Below are 16,747 nucleotides of genomic sequence, written 5' to 3'. Positions count from 1 at the left end.
ATGCCTACAGAAGTCTCCAGTGGCCCTCGGACACGATCTCGACGTCGCCGTCGACCACCTTGATCGCGGTGTCGTCGTCGATCGCGTACGCCGGGTTGTCCAGCCCGGCGGCCCACTTCTCCGCCTCGGCCATCGTGTTCTCGGGCAGGGCCGGGTGGTCGACGTGCGGGAAGATCGAGAAGTCCACGACACCGAGCGTCTTGTCGCCGGTGGGCGCCTTCCAGTCGACGAACTCCGGTCCGATGCGCGGGGTCAGCACCATGCTTCCGGCGCTGAAACTCAACCAGACCGTCTCGGTCAGCGACGGCAGGAGGTCGGCGAGCCCCGACTCGCGCATCCAGTGCGCCAGGTAGACGGCGTCCCCGCCGTTGACCAGCAGGGCGTCGGTCTCGCGTACCCAGGGGATCCAGCGGTCGCGGTCCATCGTCGGCAGCGCGGTCAGTTCGAGCACGCCCAGCGACTTCCAGCCCAGCTCGGTCATGGGCTGGTCGGACTTGCCGGCGAGGAATCGCCAGGGGCCGGCCGGCCGGCTGTAGCTGGCGCCGTAGCCGCCGGTGGGGATGCACAGGGCGGTGGACTCCGCGATCGGTTTGCCCAGGAGTTCGACGAGCGCGTTCTCGATGCTCTTGTTCTTCACTCCGGCGGAGGTGAGCAGAAGCTTCATCAATCGGCCTTTCTGATCCGTGTCGTCGCCCGGCGGTTCCAGTGGATGCCGGCCCCGGCCGGTGCGGAAGGTTACGCCCCTTGCGGGCCGCCGTCGGCGTACGCGGGGAAGCGGTAGGTGGTCTGGCTGAACGGCTCGCCCTTGGTGAAGGCGTACGCCTTGGCCGGGGTGACCGCGAAGGCGACGAGCCGCGTACCCGGTGTCACTGCGGCCAGCTCGCCGTCGCGGATGTCCAGCTGCCAGCGGCCGTCCCAGCGCTCGCGAAACAGCTCCGCGAGGCGCCGCAGCACGGACTCGTCGGTGACCGGCTCGGCGACGCCCTCGGCGACCACGTCGAGACCGCGCTCCCAGCCGGTGTCGCCGGCCAGCACCAGCACCTGGGGATTGGCCTGCAGGTTGGCGTACTTCACCTCGGTGCTGCCGGTGTGGAAGTAGACCCTGCCGTCGTCGACCACCGGGACCATCGGTGTCGCGTGCGGTCGGCCGTCCGGCCGCACCGTCACGATCCAGGCGACCTGCGCCGCTGCCAGTCGCGCCAGCGCGGCGGTCCACGCGAGGCTCGCGGCGTCCTCGTCGCTGTAGCGGCGGTCGATGTGTTCGCTGATCGGTTCCATCACGCCCCCGAAACTGATTGCAGAACGAGAGTAGTCGGGCGTGACGCTAACACAACCGATTGCGAAGTACCATCAGTCCCGATGACTGACCTACCCGATCCCCACCGGTCCGGCTGCCCGATCAACCTCGCGGTCGAGGTGCTGGGCGACCGGTGGTCGCTGGTGATCTTGCGCGACGTGATGTTCGGCGACCGCCACTACTTCCGCGAACTGCTGACCGGGTCCCAGGAGGGCATCGCCTCCAACATCCTGGCCGACCGGCTGCGGCGGCTGGTCGGCCACGGGCTGCTGTGGCGGGCCGACGACAAGTCCCACCGGCAGAAGATCCGCTACAGCCTCACCGAAGCGGGCGTACAGCTGGTGCCGGTGATGGCGGCGCTCGGCTCCTGGGGGCGGCGGCACATGCCCGTGACCCACGAGCTGTCGGTACGCGCGGAACTGCTCGAACGAGGCGGCCCCGAACTGTGGGACCGGTTCATGGACGAGCTGCGCGAACAGCACCTGGGAATCGCCCGCCCGCCGGGTACGCCGTCGGTCTTCGCCGAGCTGCAGGCGGCGTACGAAGCCGCGGTCGCCGACGGACCGTGCGGCGACCCGGACCCTGTCGTCGGCGGCGGTGCTGCGACATCATGAGGCCATGCGACCACCCCGGAACGCCGGCCGGCGGGCCCTCGTCATGTCGGTTCTCTGGCGAGCGCTCGTCTGGCTGCTGGTGTTGACGGTCCTGGCGTGCGCCATCGGCGGCTGGGGTCTGCCGGACGGCGACCCGGTGTTGCGGGTCGGCGCGATAGCGTTCGCGGTCTTCCTCGGATACATCGCCGTCCGGTTCGAGATGATGCTGCGCTCGGCGGCGCGCCCGAGCCGGGACAAATGAGGTCGGTCCACCAGGACACGGCGCCGTCGTATAAGGTGGTGGAATATGGCAACTTATCGAAGTCCCGCAGTTCTGCTGTCCGCAGACGGTACGCGAATGTCCGGCACCGCCGCCCTTTTCACCGAACCGGCGCGTAAGGGTGGCATTTCGCCGTGGGCGGGCGATTTCCGCCTCGCGGCCGGTTCCGCCCGCATCAACAGCCCGGTCGGCAAGACATTGACGCTGGAAATGCCGGACGGTCGGTCCGGCAAGGTCGTCGTGCAGGGCCTCAAGGGTGGATCGAAGAACACCGTCCTGGCCCTGATGGGCGAGGATCTGGCCCCGTTCTGACCGCTCTGATCGGCGTCGGTTTGATGGGCGCGGCGCGCGCCCGACGGCTGCGCGTCCCCATCAGCTCGCCGTGCAGCGGGCTGCACTGAAACGGGCTGCATCGAAACGGGCAATTGCTACGCGTCCGCGGAACCTGCCCATTGCCACTCTTCCATTGCGCCGTCCATCGGCACATGGAATTCCTGTCGTCACGCCTTTTCGCCGGTGCCGTACGATTCGGGACCGGCCGAAGTCGGCCGTGGAACCGGGGCACAACCGTATATGCGGCAGTCCACGCCGGACTGCCGCGGTATCGCCGCACAGACGGCTCACAACGGAAGGTCCCACCTCTTGTTCACCTTTGTCATCCCGGCCCACAACGAGCAGGACACCGTGGCGACCGTTGTCTCTCAGGCATTGCAAGCGGCTCACCAAGGTGACCGGGTGATGGTCGTCGACAGCGCATCCACCGACGGCACTGCCGGAAAGGCGGCCGCGGCCGGCGCCGAGGTCCTCGCCGGCCCCATCGGCAAGGGCGCTGCGATGAACGCGGCTCTGCGAGTCATCGACACCCAGTGGGTGTGCTTCCTTGACGCGGATCTGGGTTCTTCCCCCGAGAACGTGCCCGCCCTCTTGCGTGCCGCGGCTGTCAACGGCACCGCCGACCACATCGCCGGTGACTGGGAGTACGCCGATCCCGGCACCATCCTGAGTAATACCTTCACCCTGTACGAGCCGCTGGTCAGCAGGTTCTTTCCGGAAGTCGCCGGCCGGCTCGGCGCCAATTCGCTGACCGGGTACCGGGCTGTCCGCCGCCGCTATCTGAACTCGGTGCTGCCCAACGACTTCGGCGTCGAGGCGCACATCAACATCACCGTCGCCACGGCCGGTGGCACGTGCGCGGTCCAGCACCTCGGTGTCATCGCCAGCCGGTTCCGGCACAAGCCCGCGATGGGCAGCGAAATCGCCGCCGCCGTTCTTCGGCTCGCCGTTTCCAGCGGTCGCCTCGATGCCCGTGATCGCCCTATGTGGAACGAGTGGGTCATCGAAGGCGTAGCCGCGATTGCCGGTATCGACGCGGCTGGTGGCCGCTCACAAGCCCTGGCCGGCTTGTTCGCGGCCATCCGCCGCCCGATGCCGCGACAGTAGGCCTACAGTGGCGAGGTGCGGCGGGCCGATCTTCTCAGGGACCTGGTAGCTCACGGAGCTGACACAGATCCGAATCGATGCGTGGAACTCGCGGGCACGCTCGATATGCTCACCTCGGACCTACTGATGATCGCCGGGCATCCGGTGCCGGCGGAACTTCTCCCGCCGGAGCGAGACCGCCAGGTGGTGCGGGAGTTCGCCTACCGCGTCACGTTCTGCGATCACTCTCAGATGGCGGCGCTGAAGGCGTTCATCCACACGCTGCCGACCGCGGGGCCACACACTGCCACGCTTGCGGAGCCACTCGGCATGGGGGATCTGCATCCAGACGCCGGCAGGTTTTCGACCATACTCAGAGGCTTGTTGCGCAACAGAGGTTTCGGGCTCAGAGAGCTTCCGTTCGTGGTGCTGTCGCTCAGCACCATCAGGGGAAGGCTGACGCGCGACCGGCACGATGAACACCGCTGGCCGACGCTGAGCAAGCTGGCGGGGCCTTTGGGTTGGCGGTTCCAGGACCTGATCGCCGTCGCGGACGAGCCGCTCACGGACCGCCCGAGATGGGAAATGCACTGCCACCACGTCGGTCGGATCTACATTGCGGCGATCCCACTCACCACGGAGCAGCTCGTCAAAGCCATCAAGGAGGCGGATCGACTGAGCGGGCGTCCGGATCAGGGTGCGTGGCGACCGGTATCGGAAGGGTTCGCCGCCGAGTGCCCGGACCTGACATCACCCGATCCGCTGCAACCGCGGTTCTTCCGGTGACCCACGGGCAAGACCGGGCGGGTCAGCTAGGCGCAACGTCCAAACGGGATGGATACCCGGTCGTCGTCTCGGCTCCCTCGACAGTCGGTCGGGGTGCCGTACGCGCCAGCGCCCGTAGCAAATGGCGTACCGCAGGATTCGGTGGCCCGGGCGGCACGGCGAGCGCGGTGGTGACCGTGGGCTCGATCAGGCGGTGGAAGGCGACGTTCGGCATGGCGGGCAGGCCGGTGACGTTGTAGAGCACCGTCCACGACGGCGGTTCGGCGGCGATCGAGGACAGCGCCTCCTGCAGGCCGGTGAACGGCGTCGCCCGAGGTGGCTGGATGCCGGACGACCGGAGGGCGTCGGTGACGAGGTCGTGGAAGGGCTCGTTCGCCTCACGCGGGGCGAGATGCAGGGGTAGCGCGGCGAACTGCGCGAGGCGTACCGCGGAACCGGATGGCAGCGGATGGCCGGCGGTGACCGCCACGAAGAGCGGATCGCTCCACACGGACCGAAGGTTCAACCCTGGTGCGGTCGAGGCGGCACGCACCAGTGCGGCGTCGAGCTCGCCGGCGCGGACGGCGGCCAGGCGCTCGGCCACCGGGAGCCGGCGGGGGCGTACGGAGAGTCCCGGGGCGAGTTGGGCCAGTTCCGCGAGGAGCCGGTAGATCCGGTCGCCGGGGCCGTGGATGGTACCCAGACGCAGCACTCCGTCATCACCGGCGGCGATGCCGGTGGCGACGCGGCGGGTCCGCTCGACGGCCGCGAGTACCGCCCGTGCCTCGGGCAGCAGCCGCTCCCCGGCTCCGGTGAGCCGGACATGACGGGTCGACCGGTCGAACAGCTGCACGCCGAGCGTCCGTTCCAGGGTGCGGACCTGCTGGCTGACCGCCGACTGCACGATGCTGAGCCGTTCCGCCGCGCGGCCGAACCCGCCCTCCTCGGCGACAGCGACGAAGTACTGCAGCTGCCGCAGCTCCACCGCACCGACCTCCTTCGATTCATCGCGTTGGGTGATCACTGCCGACGGTAGCTGGTCCTGGTTCGGATGCCGGCGCGGTCGTCGAATGGAGACGTCACCGACGAAGGAGCTGTCATGCCGTATCCCCACGAAGCACTGGTCGTACGCCCCGGCGAGGCGGAGCAGGCCCCGTTGCCGCACGGCGGCCGGTTCGGCCTGATCGCCGACGCTGATCAGACCTCGGGCGTGTTCGGGGTGAACCGTCTCACGCTGGGGACGGGCGCCGACGGGGCCCGCCCGCACCATCACGCGGTATCGGCCGAGCTCTTCTACGTCATCGACGGCGTCGCCGAGTTCCAGTTGGGTGCCGAGGTGCCGGTCCGGGTCGAAGCGGGCGGCGTCGTGCTCGTCCCTCCCGGCTTGGTCCACGCCTTCGGCGCCGCGCCGCGATCGCCGGTCGACCTGCTGATCGCGGTCACGCCCGGGGTGAACCGCTTCGAGTACTTCCGCACGCTGAGTCGGGTGCAGCGCGGGCTCGAGCCGTTCGAGCCGCTGCTGGCCCTGCAGGAGCACTACGACGTGTACTTCCAGGATCCGACGGCCTGGAACGCGGTCCGGGCCGGCGACACGCTGCGGGAGCGGGCGTGACGGCGCCGGGGGCCACCGGGGTCGGGCTGCGCGTCGGCGCGCTGTTCGGACCGGCCGTGTTCGGTGTCACGGCCGCGGCTGTGGCGCTGCCCGACGTCGCCGGCGCGCTGGAGGTCACGCCGAGCGCCGTCGTGTGGGTGCTGACCGCGCACGCGCTCGCCCTCGGCGTCGGCACGGCAGTCGCCGGCCGGGTCGCGGACGGTCGCGGCGTCCGCCCGGTCCTGCTCGCCGGGGCGCTCCTGCTGACCGTCGGCGCGCTGGTCTGCGTCACCGCCACGGGACTCGGCGTGGTCATCGGCGGACGCCTGCTGCTGGCCGCCGGCTCGGCCGCCGTGACCGCCGGCGCGGTCGCCGTACTGGCCGGCGGCGAACCTGCGCGGCGCGTACGCACGCTGGCCGCCTATGGCATGGTCGTCGCCGCTTTCGCCGCCACCGCCACGCTCGTCGGCGCGCTCACCACCACCTGGTGGTCGTGGCGCGTCACCCTGATCCTGCCGGTGCTGTCCGTGGCCGCCGTACCCTTCTGCCTGCCGCTGGCCCGCCGTCCCGGCTCGCGCCACCCGTTCGACGCGCCCGGTGCCGCGCTGCTCACCATCGCGGCGAGCGCGCTCGTCGTGCTGATCCAGGCGCATTCGCTGAACCTTCGTACGCCGCAGGTGCTGGCCCTGGCCGCCGTGCTGATCGGCGCCTCGGCCGCGCTGGCGTGGTGGACGGCGCGCCGGCGTGACGGCGTACTGCCCCGCGTCATCGTGGCCAACGGCAGGTTCCTGACCGACACGGCGGTCGGCGTCGGCGTCTTCGGCGCACTGTTCGCCACCCTGTACGCCGTCCCGCAACTGCTGGCGCGCCGGCACGGCTGGGACACGATGAGCATCGGCGCGGCGCTGCTGCCGGGCGCCGCCGTAGGCGCGGTGCTCTCGCGGGCGGCCGGACGCTTCGGTCCCTCCGCCCAACGTCGCCTGCTCGCCGCCAGCACGGCCGCGACGGCCCTGGCCCTCGCGGCAGCCGCCGCCACCGGCGCTGCCTGGCTGGCGGTGACCGCCGCGTCCTGCGCCCTCGCCACCTTCGCCGTCACGCAGGTCGTGCTCACCGGCCAGATGTCCGCGCACCTTCCGCCGTCGATGCGCGGCTCCGGCCTCGGCCTGTTCAACCTGGCCTGCTTCGTCGGCGGCGCCGCCGCATCCGCGCTGACCGCGGCCCTGATCGCACCCATGGGGCTGGCAAGGCCGCTGTTCGTGGTGGCGTTGCTTCCACTGGGTGCCACCGCGCTCGCGTTACTCAGTCCTCGCCGCCAGGCTCTACTGCCGCCGCCCGTGCCGCGGGCGGGCGATCCTGAGCCCGCCGGCGGCGAACCACCCGCGCACACGGCGGTCGTCTAACCGCTGCCCGCTCGCGGTTCTCTTCGTGGTGATCGCCGGATTCGCCAGCGCCTGACCGCACCGCGTACGCCGGGGTCTCGGTGTGACGGTCCATCTGGGACGCTGAGGGTATGGACGGGCTTCCCATGTCGCCAGACGAGATCTCCTCCGTTGCGGACGTGCTCACCGAGCTGAACCGGTGGCGCGTACGCGCGGCCCGCGGCACCGGCAAGGCGCGGCTCTCGCTGCAGGATCTGAGTGCGGCGACCGGGATAGCGCGCAGCAGCCTGTCGAACTATCTGAACGGGACCACTCTCATTCCCGGCGACGTCCTGGACTCGCTGGTGCTGGCGCTGGGCGCGACGCCGCAGGAGGCCCGGCAGTGGGCCGAGGCGTGGGAGCGGGCCACCGCGGCGGCGTTGCGTTCGTCGGGGCCGCGGACGGTACGCGACCAGCTGCTGCCCGATCTCGGCGACTTCGTCGGGCGGGCGGCGGCGCTGGATCAGCTGGACGACGCCGGGCCGCTGGTGATCGTCACGGGGCTGGCGGGTGTCGGCAAGACGTCGCTGGTGCTGCGGTGGGCGCACCGGTCGGCGCACAGGTTCCCGGACGGCCGGTTCTACGTGAACCTGCGCGGCTACGACCTGCGCGAGCCGATGTCCGCCGGGCAGGCCGCCGAGCGGCTGCTGCGGGCGCTGGACGTCGTCGACATCGCGGAGGATCTGGAGGAGCGCTCGGCGCAGCTGCGCTCACGGCTCGCCGGGCAGGCCGCGCTCATCGTGCTCGACAACGCGCGCAGCGCCGAGCAGGTCCGGCCGCTGCTGCCCGGCGACAAGTCCGTACGTGTCCTCGTCACCAGCCGGGACACGCTCGCGGGCCTGGTCGCGCGGGACGGCGCGCAGCGTCTGCCGTTGCCGCCGCTCGACGACGCCGAGGCGCGTACGCTGCTGGGCCGGCTCGCCGTGGATCTCGAACAGCCGGGCACGGGGCGGGTGCTGCGCTGGTGCGGTGGGCTGCCGCTGGCGTTGCGGCTGGTCGCCGAGCGGCTGGCGGCCGGCATCCATAGTGGACTCGACGAGGTGGCCGAGCAGCTGGCCGAGCGCGGCCTCGGGCTGTTGTCCATCGAGGACGATCCGCAGGCGGACCTGCGCCGCGTCTTCGACTGGTCCTACCGGACGCTGCCGGACCCGGCGGCCCGGCTGTTCCGCCTGCTCGGGATCGTGCCCGGTCCGGATGTCGACGCGTACGCGGCCGCCAACCTGCTCGACGGCGACCTGCCGCAGGCGCGCCGGCAGATCGAGGCGTTGTGCCGGGCGCATCTGCTGCAGCCGGTCGGCTCCGGCCGCTACCAGGCGCACGACCTGCTCAAGGCGTACGCGCAGGAGTTGAGCACGACCGACGACGGCCGGGACCGGGCGATGACGGCGCTGCTGGACTGGTACCTGGACCGGACCGCGGCGGCCATGATGCGGGTGCAGCCGCACCGGTCGCCGGGGGAGGGGGCGGCGCTGCCGCTGCCGGAGTTCGCGGACCGCGACGACGCGATGGCGTGGCTGGACGCGGAGCGGGCGAACCTGACCGCGGCCGTGCGGCTGGCCGCGACCGAGGACCGGCCGCGGCATGCCTGGAAGCTGACGGCGGCGCTGTCGCTGTACTTCAACCTGCGCGGCCACCTCGACGACTGGGCGGCCTGCCTGGAGGACGGCCTGTCGGCGGCGACGTTGCTGGACGACGCCGAGGCGCGGGCGCACATCCACGGCGCCTACGGCAGCTACGCCTACCGGACCGGCCGCTACGAACTGATGACCGAGCACCACGCGCACGCCCTGGAGTATTTCCGCGCGCTCGGCGACCGCCGCGGCGAGGCGGCGGCCCTCGGCAACCTCGGCATCGGGCTCTTCCAGATCGGCCGGGCGGCCGAGTCCGCCGACCGGTTCACCGAGGCCATGGAGATCTGCCGGGAGCAGGGCAACCGCCGGGGCGAGTCGATCACCCTGACCAACCTCGCCTCCATCGACGACTTCCTCGGCCGGTACGAGCTCGCCCAGCGCCGGATGCGGGCCGCGCTCGACCTGCACCGCGAGGTGGGCGAGTTCCGGCTGGCGTCGCGTACGCTGTGCAACCTCGGTCAGCTGCAACTGCGCCTCGGCGCGCCCGGCGAGGCGGCCGTCAGCCTGAAGGAGGCGCGGGAACTGGCCGAGCGCATCCAGGACCGGCAGCTCATCGCGCTGTCGATGGTGTTCCTCGGCCGGCTCGACGGCCCGGCCGGCTTCGCCATGGTGACCGAGGCCCTCGCCATCGCCCGGGACAACGCCGACGGCGCGACGGTCGCCACCGCGCTCACCGAACTAGGCGCCGCGCACGCCGCCGAAGGCCGCCACGACGAGGCGCGCACGTGCCGGGAGGAAGCGCTGCAGCAGGCGTACCGGCTGGCGGATCCGTGGCTGGAGAGCCAGATCCACAACGATCTCGGCGAAACCCGGCGGGCGCTGGGCCACGACCTGGAAGCCGACGAGCACTTCGGGGCCGCCGCGTGGATCGCCGGGCGTACGGGTGCCCGCTACCAGCTCGCCCGCGCATGGGCGGGGCTCGGCGGGGGATCAGGCCCGGAAGCAGAGGGTCATCGGGAGCGTGCGCGCGGCCTGTATAGAGAACTCGGCGTCCCGGCACCCCTCAGCTGAGAGGGCTTCACCGGTTCGCCACCAGGCTGTCCCACCGCACGGTGGTCATCAAGCCGACCATCCGGCGGCCGCCCTGCTCGTCGCAGATCCAGGTGTCGGGATCACCCAGCGTCTGGGCGATCTCCTGCGCTGTCATGGTCGGTGAATCGTCCCACGGCATCCACGGTTCCCGGATCTCTATCCAGCCTCGTGCGATCAGGTCCGCGACCACCTCGGCGAACTGGGGGATGAGCGAACGGAGCTCCTCCTCCGTCATCGGAGGGGGTGCCACCGAGGTGACGCCGCCGTTCGCGCGCCAGAACCTCCGAGCGTGGAACTCGTAGATCACCTGGTTGAGGCATGCCTCTTCCACCGCGTTCACCATGACCGCGTACTGCTGAGGTGTCAGCTCATGCCACAGGTCCACCCCGGGATTGTGCCGCAACCGGGATGCTTGCGCGCCGTCTCGTCTTTCTCCCATTCACGTGTACGCGTTGCGGCGCCGACGGTGTCCGAGGAGATCTCGGTGTGCGGGCGAACAAGTAAGAGCGCCCGGGATCCGTCGTCCTGGGCGGGACGCTCGTCGCCAAGATCCCGTTTGGATCAGGTTTTCGCACGTAATCATGACCCAAGATTCGGCCCTCCGGTCGTATGTGTGAGCAGCTCGCCGGCGGTCATCCCGATCATGAAGCGTCAGTGTGATCAAGTTCCCAGATGCTGCAGAAAACGGGCCGATACTGCAGCTCCCGGGTACTTGATCAAGCCATGGAGATCAACTTCTACAGCGTCCGGGCACTCGATCACCCCAGCCAAACCCTGACCTACTCGAACCAGCCCCCACAACTGATACCCGGCCACGATCTCCGACGCCCGGGCGGGCGAAAACGGTGACCGAACCGCGGCGGACGATGCTTCGCCCCGCTCACCTGGCAGTGGAGGCGCCCCGCGCCGGAACGGTCTCCCGCGTGAGGAACGGAAGTGAGATCGACGAACCCGGGCCATAAAAAAGATCTTGGCCCATGAATTCGGGTGATTTCCCTGATCCAAACGGGATCGTGGGGCCGGGGTGGGGCCGGGGTCTGGAGAAGGCGTCCAGGGTTGTCCAGGGTCGTCCAAGAGGTGCCAGCGTTCTCGATCACCTTGCCATACTTCCTGCCGTGACCTGCTGATCTGTCGAGAACACCGGGAGCCGGTCGTCGATGGCCATGATCACGGCACGTTCAGGCGGTCCGGGCACCGACCCCGACCCGGTCGTGGGGAGGACCGGCGGCGGGATGGGCCCGACCCTCCGTCCGCCCACCAGGACACCGCGCGTCGCGGCAGGTTCGCCGCTTGGCCGCGACGCGCGGTTCTCCCCGCCGCACTGGGCCGCCGTCGGGCTCGCGGCCGTGGCGCTGTTCCCGGTCGCGCATGCCCGCGCTCTTTCCACTCTGGTGTACGCGACCACCGGCGTCCTCGCCGGCCTCTGCCTGGCCAGGTGGAGCCGGGCCGACCGGCCGGCCGCGATCGCGTACCTGGCGGCTGCCGGGGTGTGGGCCGGCGTGGGCGGCTGGACGGGCATGGCGCTGCTGGGCCGGATCGCCGTCGTCGCGGTGGCGGGCGCGGCCGTGTGCGCGGCGGCCGTGGTCGTCGCGGGCAGCCGGATCGCCGCCACGGGACCGGGCCTGCCGATCGGGCTGGGCGTGCTCGCGGCGGCCGCGGTCCTCGTGGCGGCCTGGACGGCGGCGGCCGGGAGCGTGCTTGCACCGCTGCGCTTGCTGCCACTGCTGGGCGTCTTCGGGCTCGGCCTGCTGCCCCAGTTCTCTGCCGGCGGCAACGGCCTGGCCGAACTCGCCGTACGCGTCCGGGAAGCGCGCCGGACGGATCCGTCCGCTGTGGACGCTCTCGTCGCGTCGAGTCGTTCGGTGCTGGCGGGCGCGGTCGCCGGGCTGTCCGCCGTCGCCGGGATCGCCGCAGCGGTGCTGGTCGCCACCGGCGGCGCGGCCGAGGTCGCGTACGCGGTGTGCGGCGGGGTGCTGCTGCTGACCCGGTCGCGGTTGTTCGACCGGCCGCCGTTGACCGTGCCGCCCTGGCTGGCCGGGTCGGCGGTCCTCGCCACCGGCACCGCCCGGCTGCTGCTGGACGGCGATCCCTTGCTGCCGGCCGTCGTCCTGGTCCTGCTTCCGCTGCTCGTCCTGGGCGGCGGCCGGCTGTCGTCGCTGCCGCGGCGGGGTACGCGTACCGGTGAACGGGTTCTGGCCGTCGCGGGGCTGGTGTCGTTCACGGTCGCATGTGGACTTCCCAGCGCGCTGGCGGGACTGGTGGCGTCGTGAGGCCGCGCTGGTTCGCCGATCCCGGCGAGATCGCCGCCGACCAGGCCGCCGCCGCTGCCCTGCGGCGGCTGCCGGCGTACCCCCGGATGGTGGCGGTGAGCGGCGCGGCCGGGGGCGCGGGGGCGACCTCGGTGTGCGTCGGGCTGGCCGCCACCCTCGCGGCGCTGTGGCCGGGGCAGGTCGCGGTGACAGGCTTCGACGAGTTGCCGGAGCTGCCCGGGGTGGACCGCGACGAGGCTCCCTTGTGGAGCGACGACGTGGATCCGGACCTGCCCGCCCGGCTGCGCGGGACGCATGCCTTCACCTTCTTCGACGTCGGTACGCAGACCGGCGCCGCCGCCCGCGCGGTCCTGACCGGGGCGGACGGCCACATCGTCGTGGCCGGTGCGGCGGGAGCGGGCCGGCAGCGGGCACTGGACCGGGTGGCGGCGGTCGCCCGGCCGGGCGCGCTGGTCACGGTGGTCGTCCGCGACGGGCGCGACGGTGACGGCCAGGCGGGACTGCCGGCGGATCCGGCGTTCAGCCGGCTCGACGCCGAACTTCTGGAACGCGCACGCACCGGCACGTGCCGCGCTCTGCTGGCGATCGCGGCCCGTCATGCGTGACGGCCCGCCTAGGGGAAGCACACGCGACGGAGGCGACCGGCGATGAGGATGAGGTTGCGGCATCTGCGGTCCGCGGTGCCGATCGGCGTGGTCGCGGCGGTCGTGGTGGCGCTGGGCGCGACGGTGTTCGCCCTGGGCATCACCGGCCAGCAGCCCGCGGTCGCCGACGGCGCGTCGTGGCTGTGGAGCCGGCACGCGGGCGAGACGGAGCAGGTCAACGCGGTGTCGGGCGGGGTGTCGCTGCGCCAGCCGGTCGTCGACTCGCTGGGCCATCCGGTCTCGATCAGCCAGAACGACCGCTACGTGATCCTCACCGACCTCACCACCGGCCGGGTCACCTCGATCGACCTGACCCGCCTAGGCTTCTCGGGCTCGCTCGACATGGGCACGGGCGACGATGTGACCGCCCTGCTCAGCGGCGCGTCGGCGGTCGTCGTGAACCGTACGCGCGGCCTGGTCCGCCCGGTCGACCCGGCGACGTTGCAGGCCACCGGGGACGCGGTCCAGCTGCCGGCGCCGCTTTCCGGCGGGGCGTTCGACGCGTCCGGCCGGCTGTGGCTGAGCGTACCGAGCCAGGGAACCGTTGTGGCGCTGGGAGTGCACGCCGGCGCGCTGGCGATCGAGCGGACCGAGGCGGTCGGCGTACCGGGGCACCCGCTCGCGCAGACCGTCCTCGATCAGGGCGCGCTCGTCGTGGACCAGGGCGGCGACCAGGTGGCCGTGGTCGGGCCGGCGGCGGGCGTACGCCGGCTGACGGCGCCGGTCGCGCTCACCGGTGCGGTACTCCCGGCGCGTACCGTCGGCCGGGGCGCGGCCATCACGCTGCCCGCCGCGGGCAAGGTGCTCGCGATCGCCGACACGGCCAGGTCCACCACCATGACGAGCCTGCCGCTGCCGGCCGCGGTACCGGCGACGGGCGTGGCCGCGCAGCCCGCCGTCAGCTTCGCCGACCGGGTGTACGTCCCGGATCCCGGCCAGGGCACGGTGAAGGTGTACTCGGCCGCGGGCGCGGCCACCGCCACGATCACCGTCGGCACCCCCGGGACCTCCGTCGAGCTGGAGGTACGCGAGGAGCACCTGTTCATCAACGCGCCGGACACGACGAAGGCGGTCCTCGTCGACCCGGACGGCTCGACGTCGACTGTGGACAAATACGATCCGGACCCGGTGACGTCTCCGACCGCGGGGAGCCAGCCCGACGTGCCCCCGTCGGACGTGCCGACCGCGGCCCCGTCGCGTACGCCGGAGCAGCGTCCCTCGCCCCGGCAGCCGAAACCGTCGCCGGGCCGGGTGACGCCGCGCCGCCCGGGTCCGCCGGTGCCGGTGACCGCCCTCGCCGGCGACGGCCGGGTACGCCTGTCCTGGGGGCGGGCCAACGGCGGCACGTCGGCTGTGACGGCGTACACCGTGACGTGGGAGGAGAACGGCGGCGGCCGGGTTCCCGTCGACGGCTCGACGCTGCGTACCACGATCACCGGGCTGACCAACGGGACGGCGTACCGGTTCCGGGTGTTCGCCACGAACGCGGTCGGCGACGGGCCGCCGGCGCTGTCCGAACCGGTGACCCCCGCTCCGGCCCCGGCCCCGGACATCCCGCAGGCTCCCCGGGCGGACCTGGAGCGCGACGGCAGCGGCGCCTACAGCGGAGCGGTCTCGGTCAGCTGGCCGGCCGTGGCCACCGCGGCGGACTACGTGGTGACCCCGCTGCTGGACGGGGAGGCCGGAGCCAACCCGCCGCAGACGGTGACCGGCACCAAGGTGCTGTTCGCCGGGCTCACCCTGGGCAGGGCGTACTCGTTCACGGTGGTGGCGCGCAACAAGGAAGGCACGGCGAGCGACCCGAGCCCGGCCGGGAACACCGTCGTTCCGATCAAGTCCCCGGCCGCGCCGCCGGATGTCGCGGCCCGGCAGACCGGTGCCGACACCTACGCCGTCACGTGGGGCGAGGCCGACTCGCACGGCAGCGCGGTCACCAGGTACACGGTCTACAGCGACGGCGGCGCGGACCTCGCCGACCTCGGCGGCAACGCCCGCTCGGCGACCCTGACCGGCACCAGGCTCACCGGCGTACGCGTCGTGGCGACCAACGCGGCCGGGGACGGCCCGGCGGGGACGGCGACGATCGCGGCGGTACCGGCCCCCAAGGTGACGATCACCGGCACGAGCGCCGGTTCCAACGACGTCACCGTGACGTTCACCGTGGCCGCCGGCGGTGCGCCCGCGACCTGCAAGGTGACCGTGGGCGGCCGGACGAGTCCGTCGTGCGGCTCGCCGGTGACGGTCGGTGGCCTCGACCCCGCCACCCAGTACGCGGTCCGCGTCGACGTGAGCACGTTCGCGGGGGCGGCGAGCGACACCGGCAGCGCCAAGACCGACCCGGTGACCTACGGGGCGGTGGTGACCTGCAACGACGCGCCGACCAACCCCGATCCACAGTTCTGCTCGAAGGGCCTGCCGGAATACAGCGGGGGCGGCAGCTGGTACTCGGTCGTCGGCCACGTCTCGGCCGGTACGCATCTGGGGGTGGTCTGCAAGGTGCACGGCGACAACCAGCAGGCCGGGCCGTACAACAACAACAAGGAAGGCGACCACTTCATGAAACTGCCGAACGGCAGCTGGATCTCCTATGTCTGGCTGACGTTCGACAACGGCAACAACGAGAAGGCGATCCCGGACTGTTGAGCAGGCTGACCGGGCGGGGTGCGGGGGTTCTGGCCGGCGCGGTCGTGCTGCTGGCCGCGGGGCTGCTCCTGGCGTACCGCGAGATGGCGGTCCTCGGCGGGGCGGGCGTCCTCGTCGTGGCGATCGCGGCCGCCTGGAGCGCGGCCCCGCCGCCGGTCGCCGTGCAGCGGCTGATCACGCCGCGTCGCGTACGCCGGGGCGAACCGGCCGCCGTGGCGACCGACGTGCTGGGCCTCGACCGGTCGCGGCGGCTGCTGCGGCTCACCGAGCTGATCGGCGAGCCCGGCGGCCCGCTGCTGGCGTTGCACGATCCGGTCGAGCTGCCCGTCCGGGCCGGGGTCCCGGCGCGGGTCACCGCCGCGCTGCCGACCGGTCGCCGGGGGATCTTCACGGTCGGGCCGCTGCTGGCGGAGCGGAGCGATCCCTTCGGGCTGTGGTCCGTACGCCGCCGCACCGGGGGCGCCGACCGGTTCACGGTGTGGCCGCGCTGGCACCCCGTGACCCGGCTGCCGGCCGGCCGCTCCGCCGAACTGGAAGGCGACCGGGATCTCGTCGACGCCGGCAGCATCACGTTCCACGGCCTGCGCGGGTATGTGCCCGGCGACGACCTGCGGCACGTGCACTGGCGCACGTCGGCGCGGATCGGGGAGCTGATGGTGCGTACGCACGTGGACGCCGCCCTGGCCCGCCAGGTCGTGGTCCTCGACGATCGGGCCGGCTCCTACGCGACGCCCGACGCGTTCGAGGAGGCGGTCGAGGTGACCGCCTCCCTCCTGGTCGCGACGGTCGACAGTGGACACCGGATCGTCCTGCTGGTCGCCGGCGACCCGGGCGAGGAGCTGCCGGTGCCGTCCGTCGAGGCGGGGCTCGACCGGCTGGCCGCCGTCCGGCTGCGCGACGAGGCGGGGCTGGACGCGCGTACGCGTTTGCGGTTGCGGGAGGGCGGCGACGCGCTGCTGTACGTCACCGGGGAGAAGGCCTCGCTCGACCTGCTCGCCGAGGTACGCGCGAGGTACCGCACGATCGCGGCGGCGGTCGTCGGTCCGGAGCCCGCCGCCGGTCCGCGCACCGGTGGGACGGCCGTGATCGCGCCGGGTGCGGCCGGGCTGGTCGCCCAATTGCAGGAACGGGCCTGGAACACGGCCCCGGCGCGGTAGGGGGCGT

General features: G+C 72.1%; 16 protein-coding genes. 12 read left to right on the top strand and 4 right to left on the bottom strand.

Translation table 11 applies throughout. The features are described 5' to 3' along the window. Nucleotides 1–4: 4 nt before the first annotated feature. Together G401_RS0103605 and G401_RS43210 are read right to left on the bottom strand one after the other, a co-directional pair. Nucleotides 5–664, bottom strand: coding sequence for a Type 1 glutamine amidotransferase-like domain-containing protein (locus G401_RS0103605; protein ID WP_027341428.1), 660 nt, complete (start codon nucleotides 662–664; stop codon nucleotides 5–7). 71 nt (nucleotides 665–735) lie between these two features. Next, the gene (locus tag G401_RS43210; RefSeq protein ID WP_051366083.1) at nucleotides 736–1,278 is read right to left on the bottom strand and encodes a pyridoxamine 5'-phosphate oxidase family protein; all 543 of its coding nucleotides are present in this window, start codon (nucleotides 1,276–1,278) and stop codon (nucleotides 736–738) included. Between the two features lie 81 nt (nucleotides 1,279–1,359). On the opposite strand from G401_RS43210, the gene G401_RS43205 reads away from it, so the two are divergent. The 5 genes from G401_RS43205 to G401_RS0103575 all read left to right on the top strand — a co-directional run bounded on the left by G401_RS43205 (nucleotide 1,360) and on the right by G401_RS0103575 (nucleotide 4,375). Further along, nucleotides 1,360–1,911 (top strand): winged helix-turn-helix transcriptional regulator, encoded by a 552-nt coding sequence (locus G401_RS43205; RefSeq protein ID WP_051366082.1) that lies wholly within the window; start codon nucleotides 1,360–1,362, stop codon nucleotides 1,909–1,911. A 4-nt stretch (nucleotides 1,912–1,915) separates the two neighbouring features. Then, nucleotides 1,916–2,152, top strand: a complete 237-nt coding sequence (locus G401_RS0103590) for a hypothetical protein (RefSeq protein ID WP_027341427.1) — start codon at nucleotides 1,916–1,918, stop codon at nucleotides 2,150–2,152. A gap of 96 nt (nucleotides 2,153–2,248) precedes the next feature. Further along, the gene (locus G401_RS0103585; RefSeq protein WP_245601595.1) at nucleotides 2,249–2,482 is read left to right on the top strand and encodes a hypothetical protein; all 234 of its coding nucleotides are present in this window, start codon (nucleotides 2,249–2,251) and stop codon (nucleotides 2,480–2,482) included. A gap of 330 nt (nucleotides 2,483–2,812) precedes the next feature. After that, the gene (locus tag G401_RS52300; protein ID WP_169734141.1) at nucleotides 2,813–3,610 is read left to right on the top strand and encodes a glycosyltransferase family 2 protein; all 798 of its coding nucleotides are present in this window, start codon (nucleotides 2,813–2,815) and stop codon (nucleotides 3,608–3,610) included. 81 nt (nucleotides 3,611–3,691) lie between these two features. Then, nucleotides 3,692–4,375 (top strand): hypothetical protein, encoded by a 684-nt coding sequence (locus tag G401_RS0103575; RefSeq protein WP_027341424.1) that lies wholly within the window; start codon nucleotides 3,692–3,694, stop codon nucleotides 4,373–4,375. 22 nt (nucleotides 4,376–4,397) lie between these two features. Here the strand turns inward: G401_RS0103575 and G401_RS43195 are convergent, their stop codons facing one another. Continuing rightward, complete coding sequence (locus tag G401_RS43195) at nucleotides 4,398–5,378, bottom strand: LysR family transcriptional regulator (protein WP_064741673.1); 981 nt, start codon at nucleotides 5,376–5,378, stop codon at nucleotides 4,398–4,400. Between the two features lie 75 nt (nucleotides 5,379–5,453). Between G401_RS43195 and G401_RS0103565 the strand changes: the two genes are divergently transcribed. The 3 genes from G401_RS0103565 to G401_RS52295 all read left to right on the top strand — a co-directional run bounded on the left by G401_RS0103565 (nucleotide 5,454) and on the right by G401_RS52295 (nucleotide 10,005). Further along, entirely contained in the window at nucleotides 5,454–5,966 is a 513-nt protein-coding gene (locus tag G401_RS0103565) for a cupin domain-containing protein (RefSeq protein ID WP_027341423.1), read from the top strand. Further along, nucleotides 5,963–7,345: an MFS transporter gene (locus tag G401_RS43190; protein ID WP_064741672.1), complete on the top strand. Its 1,383-nt coding sequence runs from the start codon at nucleotides 5,963–5,965 to the stop codon at nucleotides 7,343–7,345. The genes G401_RS0103565 and G401_RS43190 overlap by 4 nt, the downstream gene beginning before the upstream one ends. Nucleotides 7,346–7,455: 110 nt before the next feature. Continuing rightward, nucleotides 7,456–10,005: an ATP-binding protein gene (locus G401_RS52295; RefSeq protein WP_051366081.1), complete on the top strand. Its 2,550-nt coding sequence runs from the start codon at nucleotides 7,456–7,458 to the stop codon at nucleotides 10,003–10,005. Between the two features lie 7 nt (nucleotides 10,006–10,012). Here G401_RS52295 and G401_RS0103550 read toward each other — a convergent pair whose 3' ends face one another. Continuing rightward, a complete protein-coding gene (locus G401_RS0103550) occupies nucleotides 10,013–10,411 on the bottom strand; it encodes a hypothetical protein (RefSeq protein WP_027341422.1) in 399 nt (132 codons plus the stop codon). Between the two features lie 778 nt (nucleotides 10,412–11,189). Here G401_RS0103550 and G401_RS0103545 point away from each other — a divergent pair. Genes G401_RS0103545 through G401_RS43180 form a run of 4 tightly spaced genes read left to right on the top strand, consistent with a single transcriptional unit; the run spans nucleotide 11,190 to nucleotide 16,740 of the window. Next, nucleotides 11,190–12,296 carry a hypothetical protein gene (locus tag G401_RS0103545; RefSeq protein ID WP_157545275.1) on the top strand — a complete coding sequence of 369 codons (1,107 nt, stop codon included), beginning with the start codon at nucleotides 11,190–11,192 and terminating at the stop codon, nucleotides 12,294–12,296. After that, nucleotides 12,293–12,901, top strand: a complete 609-nt coding sequence (locus G401_RS0103540; protein ID WP_027341420.1) for a hypothetical protein — start codon at nucleotides 12,293–12,295, stop codon at nucleotides 12,899–12,901. Before G401_RS0103545 ends, G401_RS0103540 begins: the two co-directional genes overlap by 4 nt. A 42-nt stretch (nucleotides 12,902–12,943) precedes the next feature. Beyond that, complete coding sequence (locus G401_RS0103535) at nucleotides 12,944–15,583, top strand: fibronectin type III domain-containing protein (protein ID WP_084556784.1); 2,640 nt, start codon at nucleotides 12,944–12,946, stop codon at nucleotides 15,581–15,583. Further along, a complete protein-coding gene (locus tag G401_RS43180) occupies nucleotides 15,580–16,740 on the top strand; it encodes a DUF58 domain-containing protein (RefSeq protein WP_051366080.1) in 1,161 nt (386 codons plus the stop codon). The genes G401_RS0103535 and G401_RS43180 overlap by 4 nt, the downstream gene beginning before the upstream one ends. Nucleotides 16,741–16,747: the final 7 nt, after the last annotated feature.

Origin of the sequence: Hamadaea tsunoensis DSM 44101 (assembly GCF_000428945.1) — a bacterium.
GTDB lineage: Bacteria > Actinomycetota > Actinomycetes > Mycobacteriales > Micromonosporaceae > Hamadaea > Hamadaea tsunoensis.
This window is presented reverse-complemented; position numbering and strand designations above follow the sequence as displayed.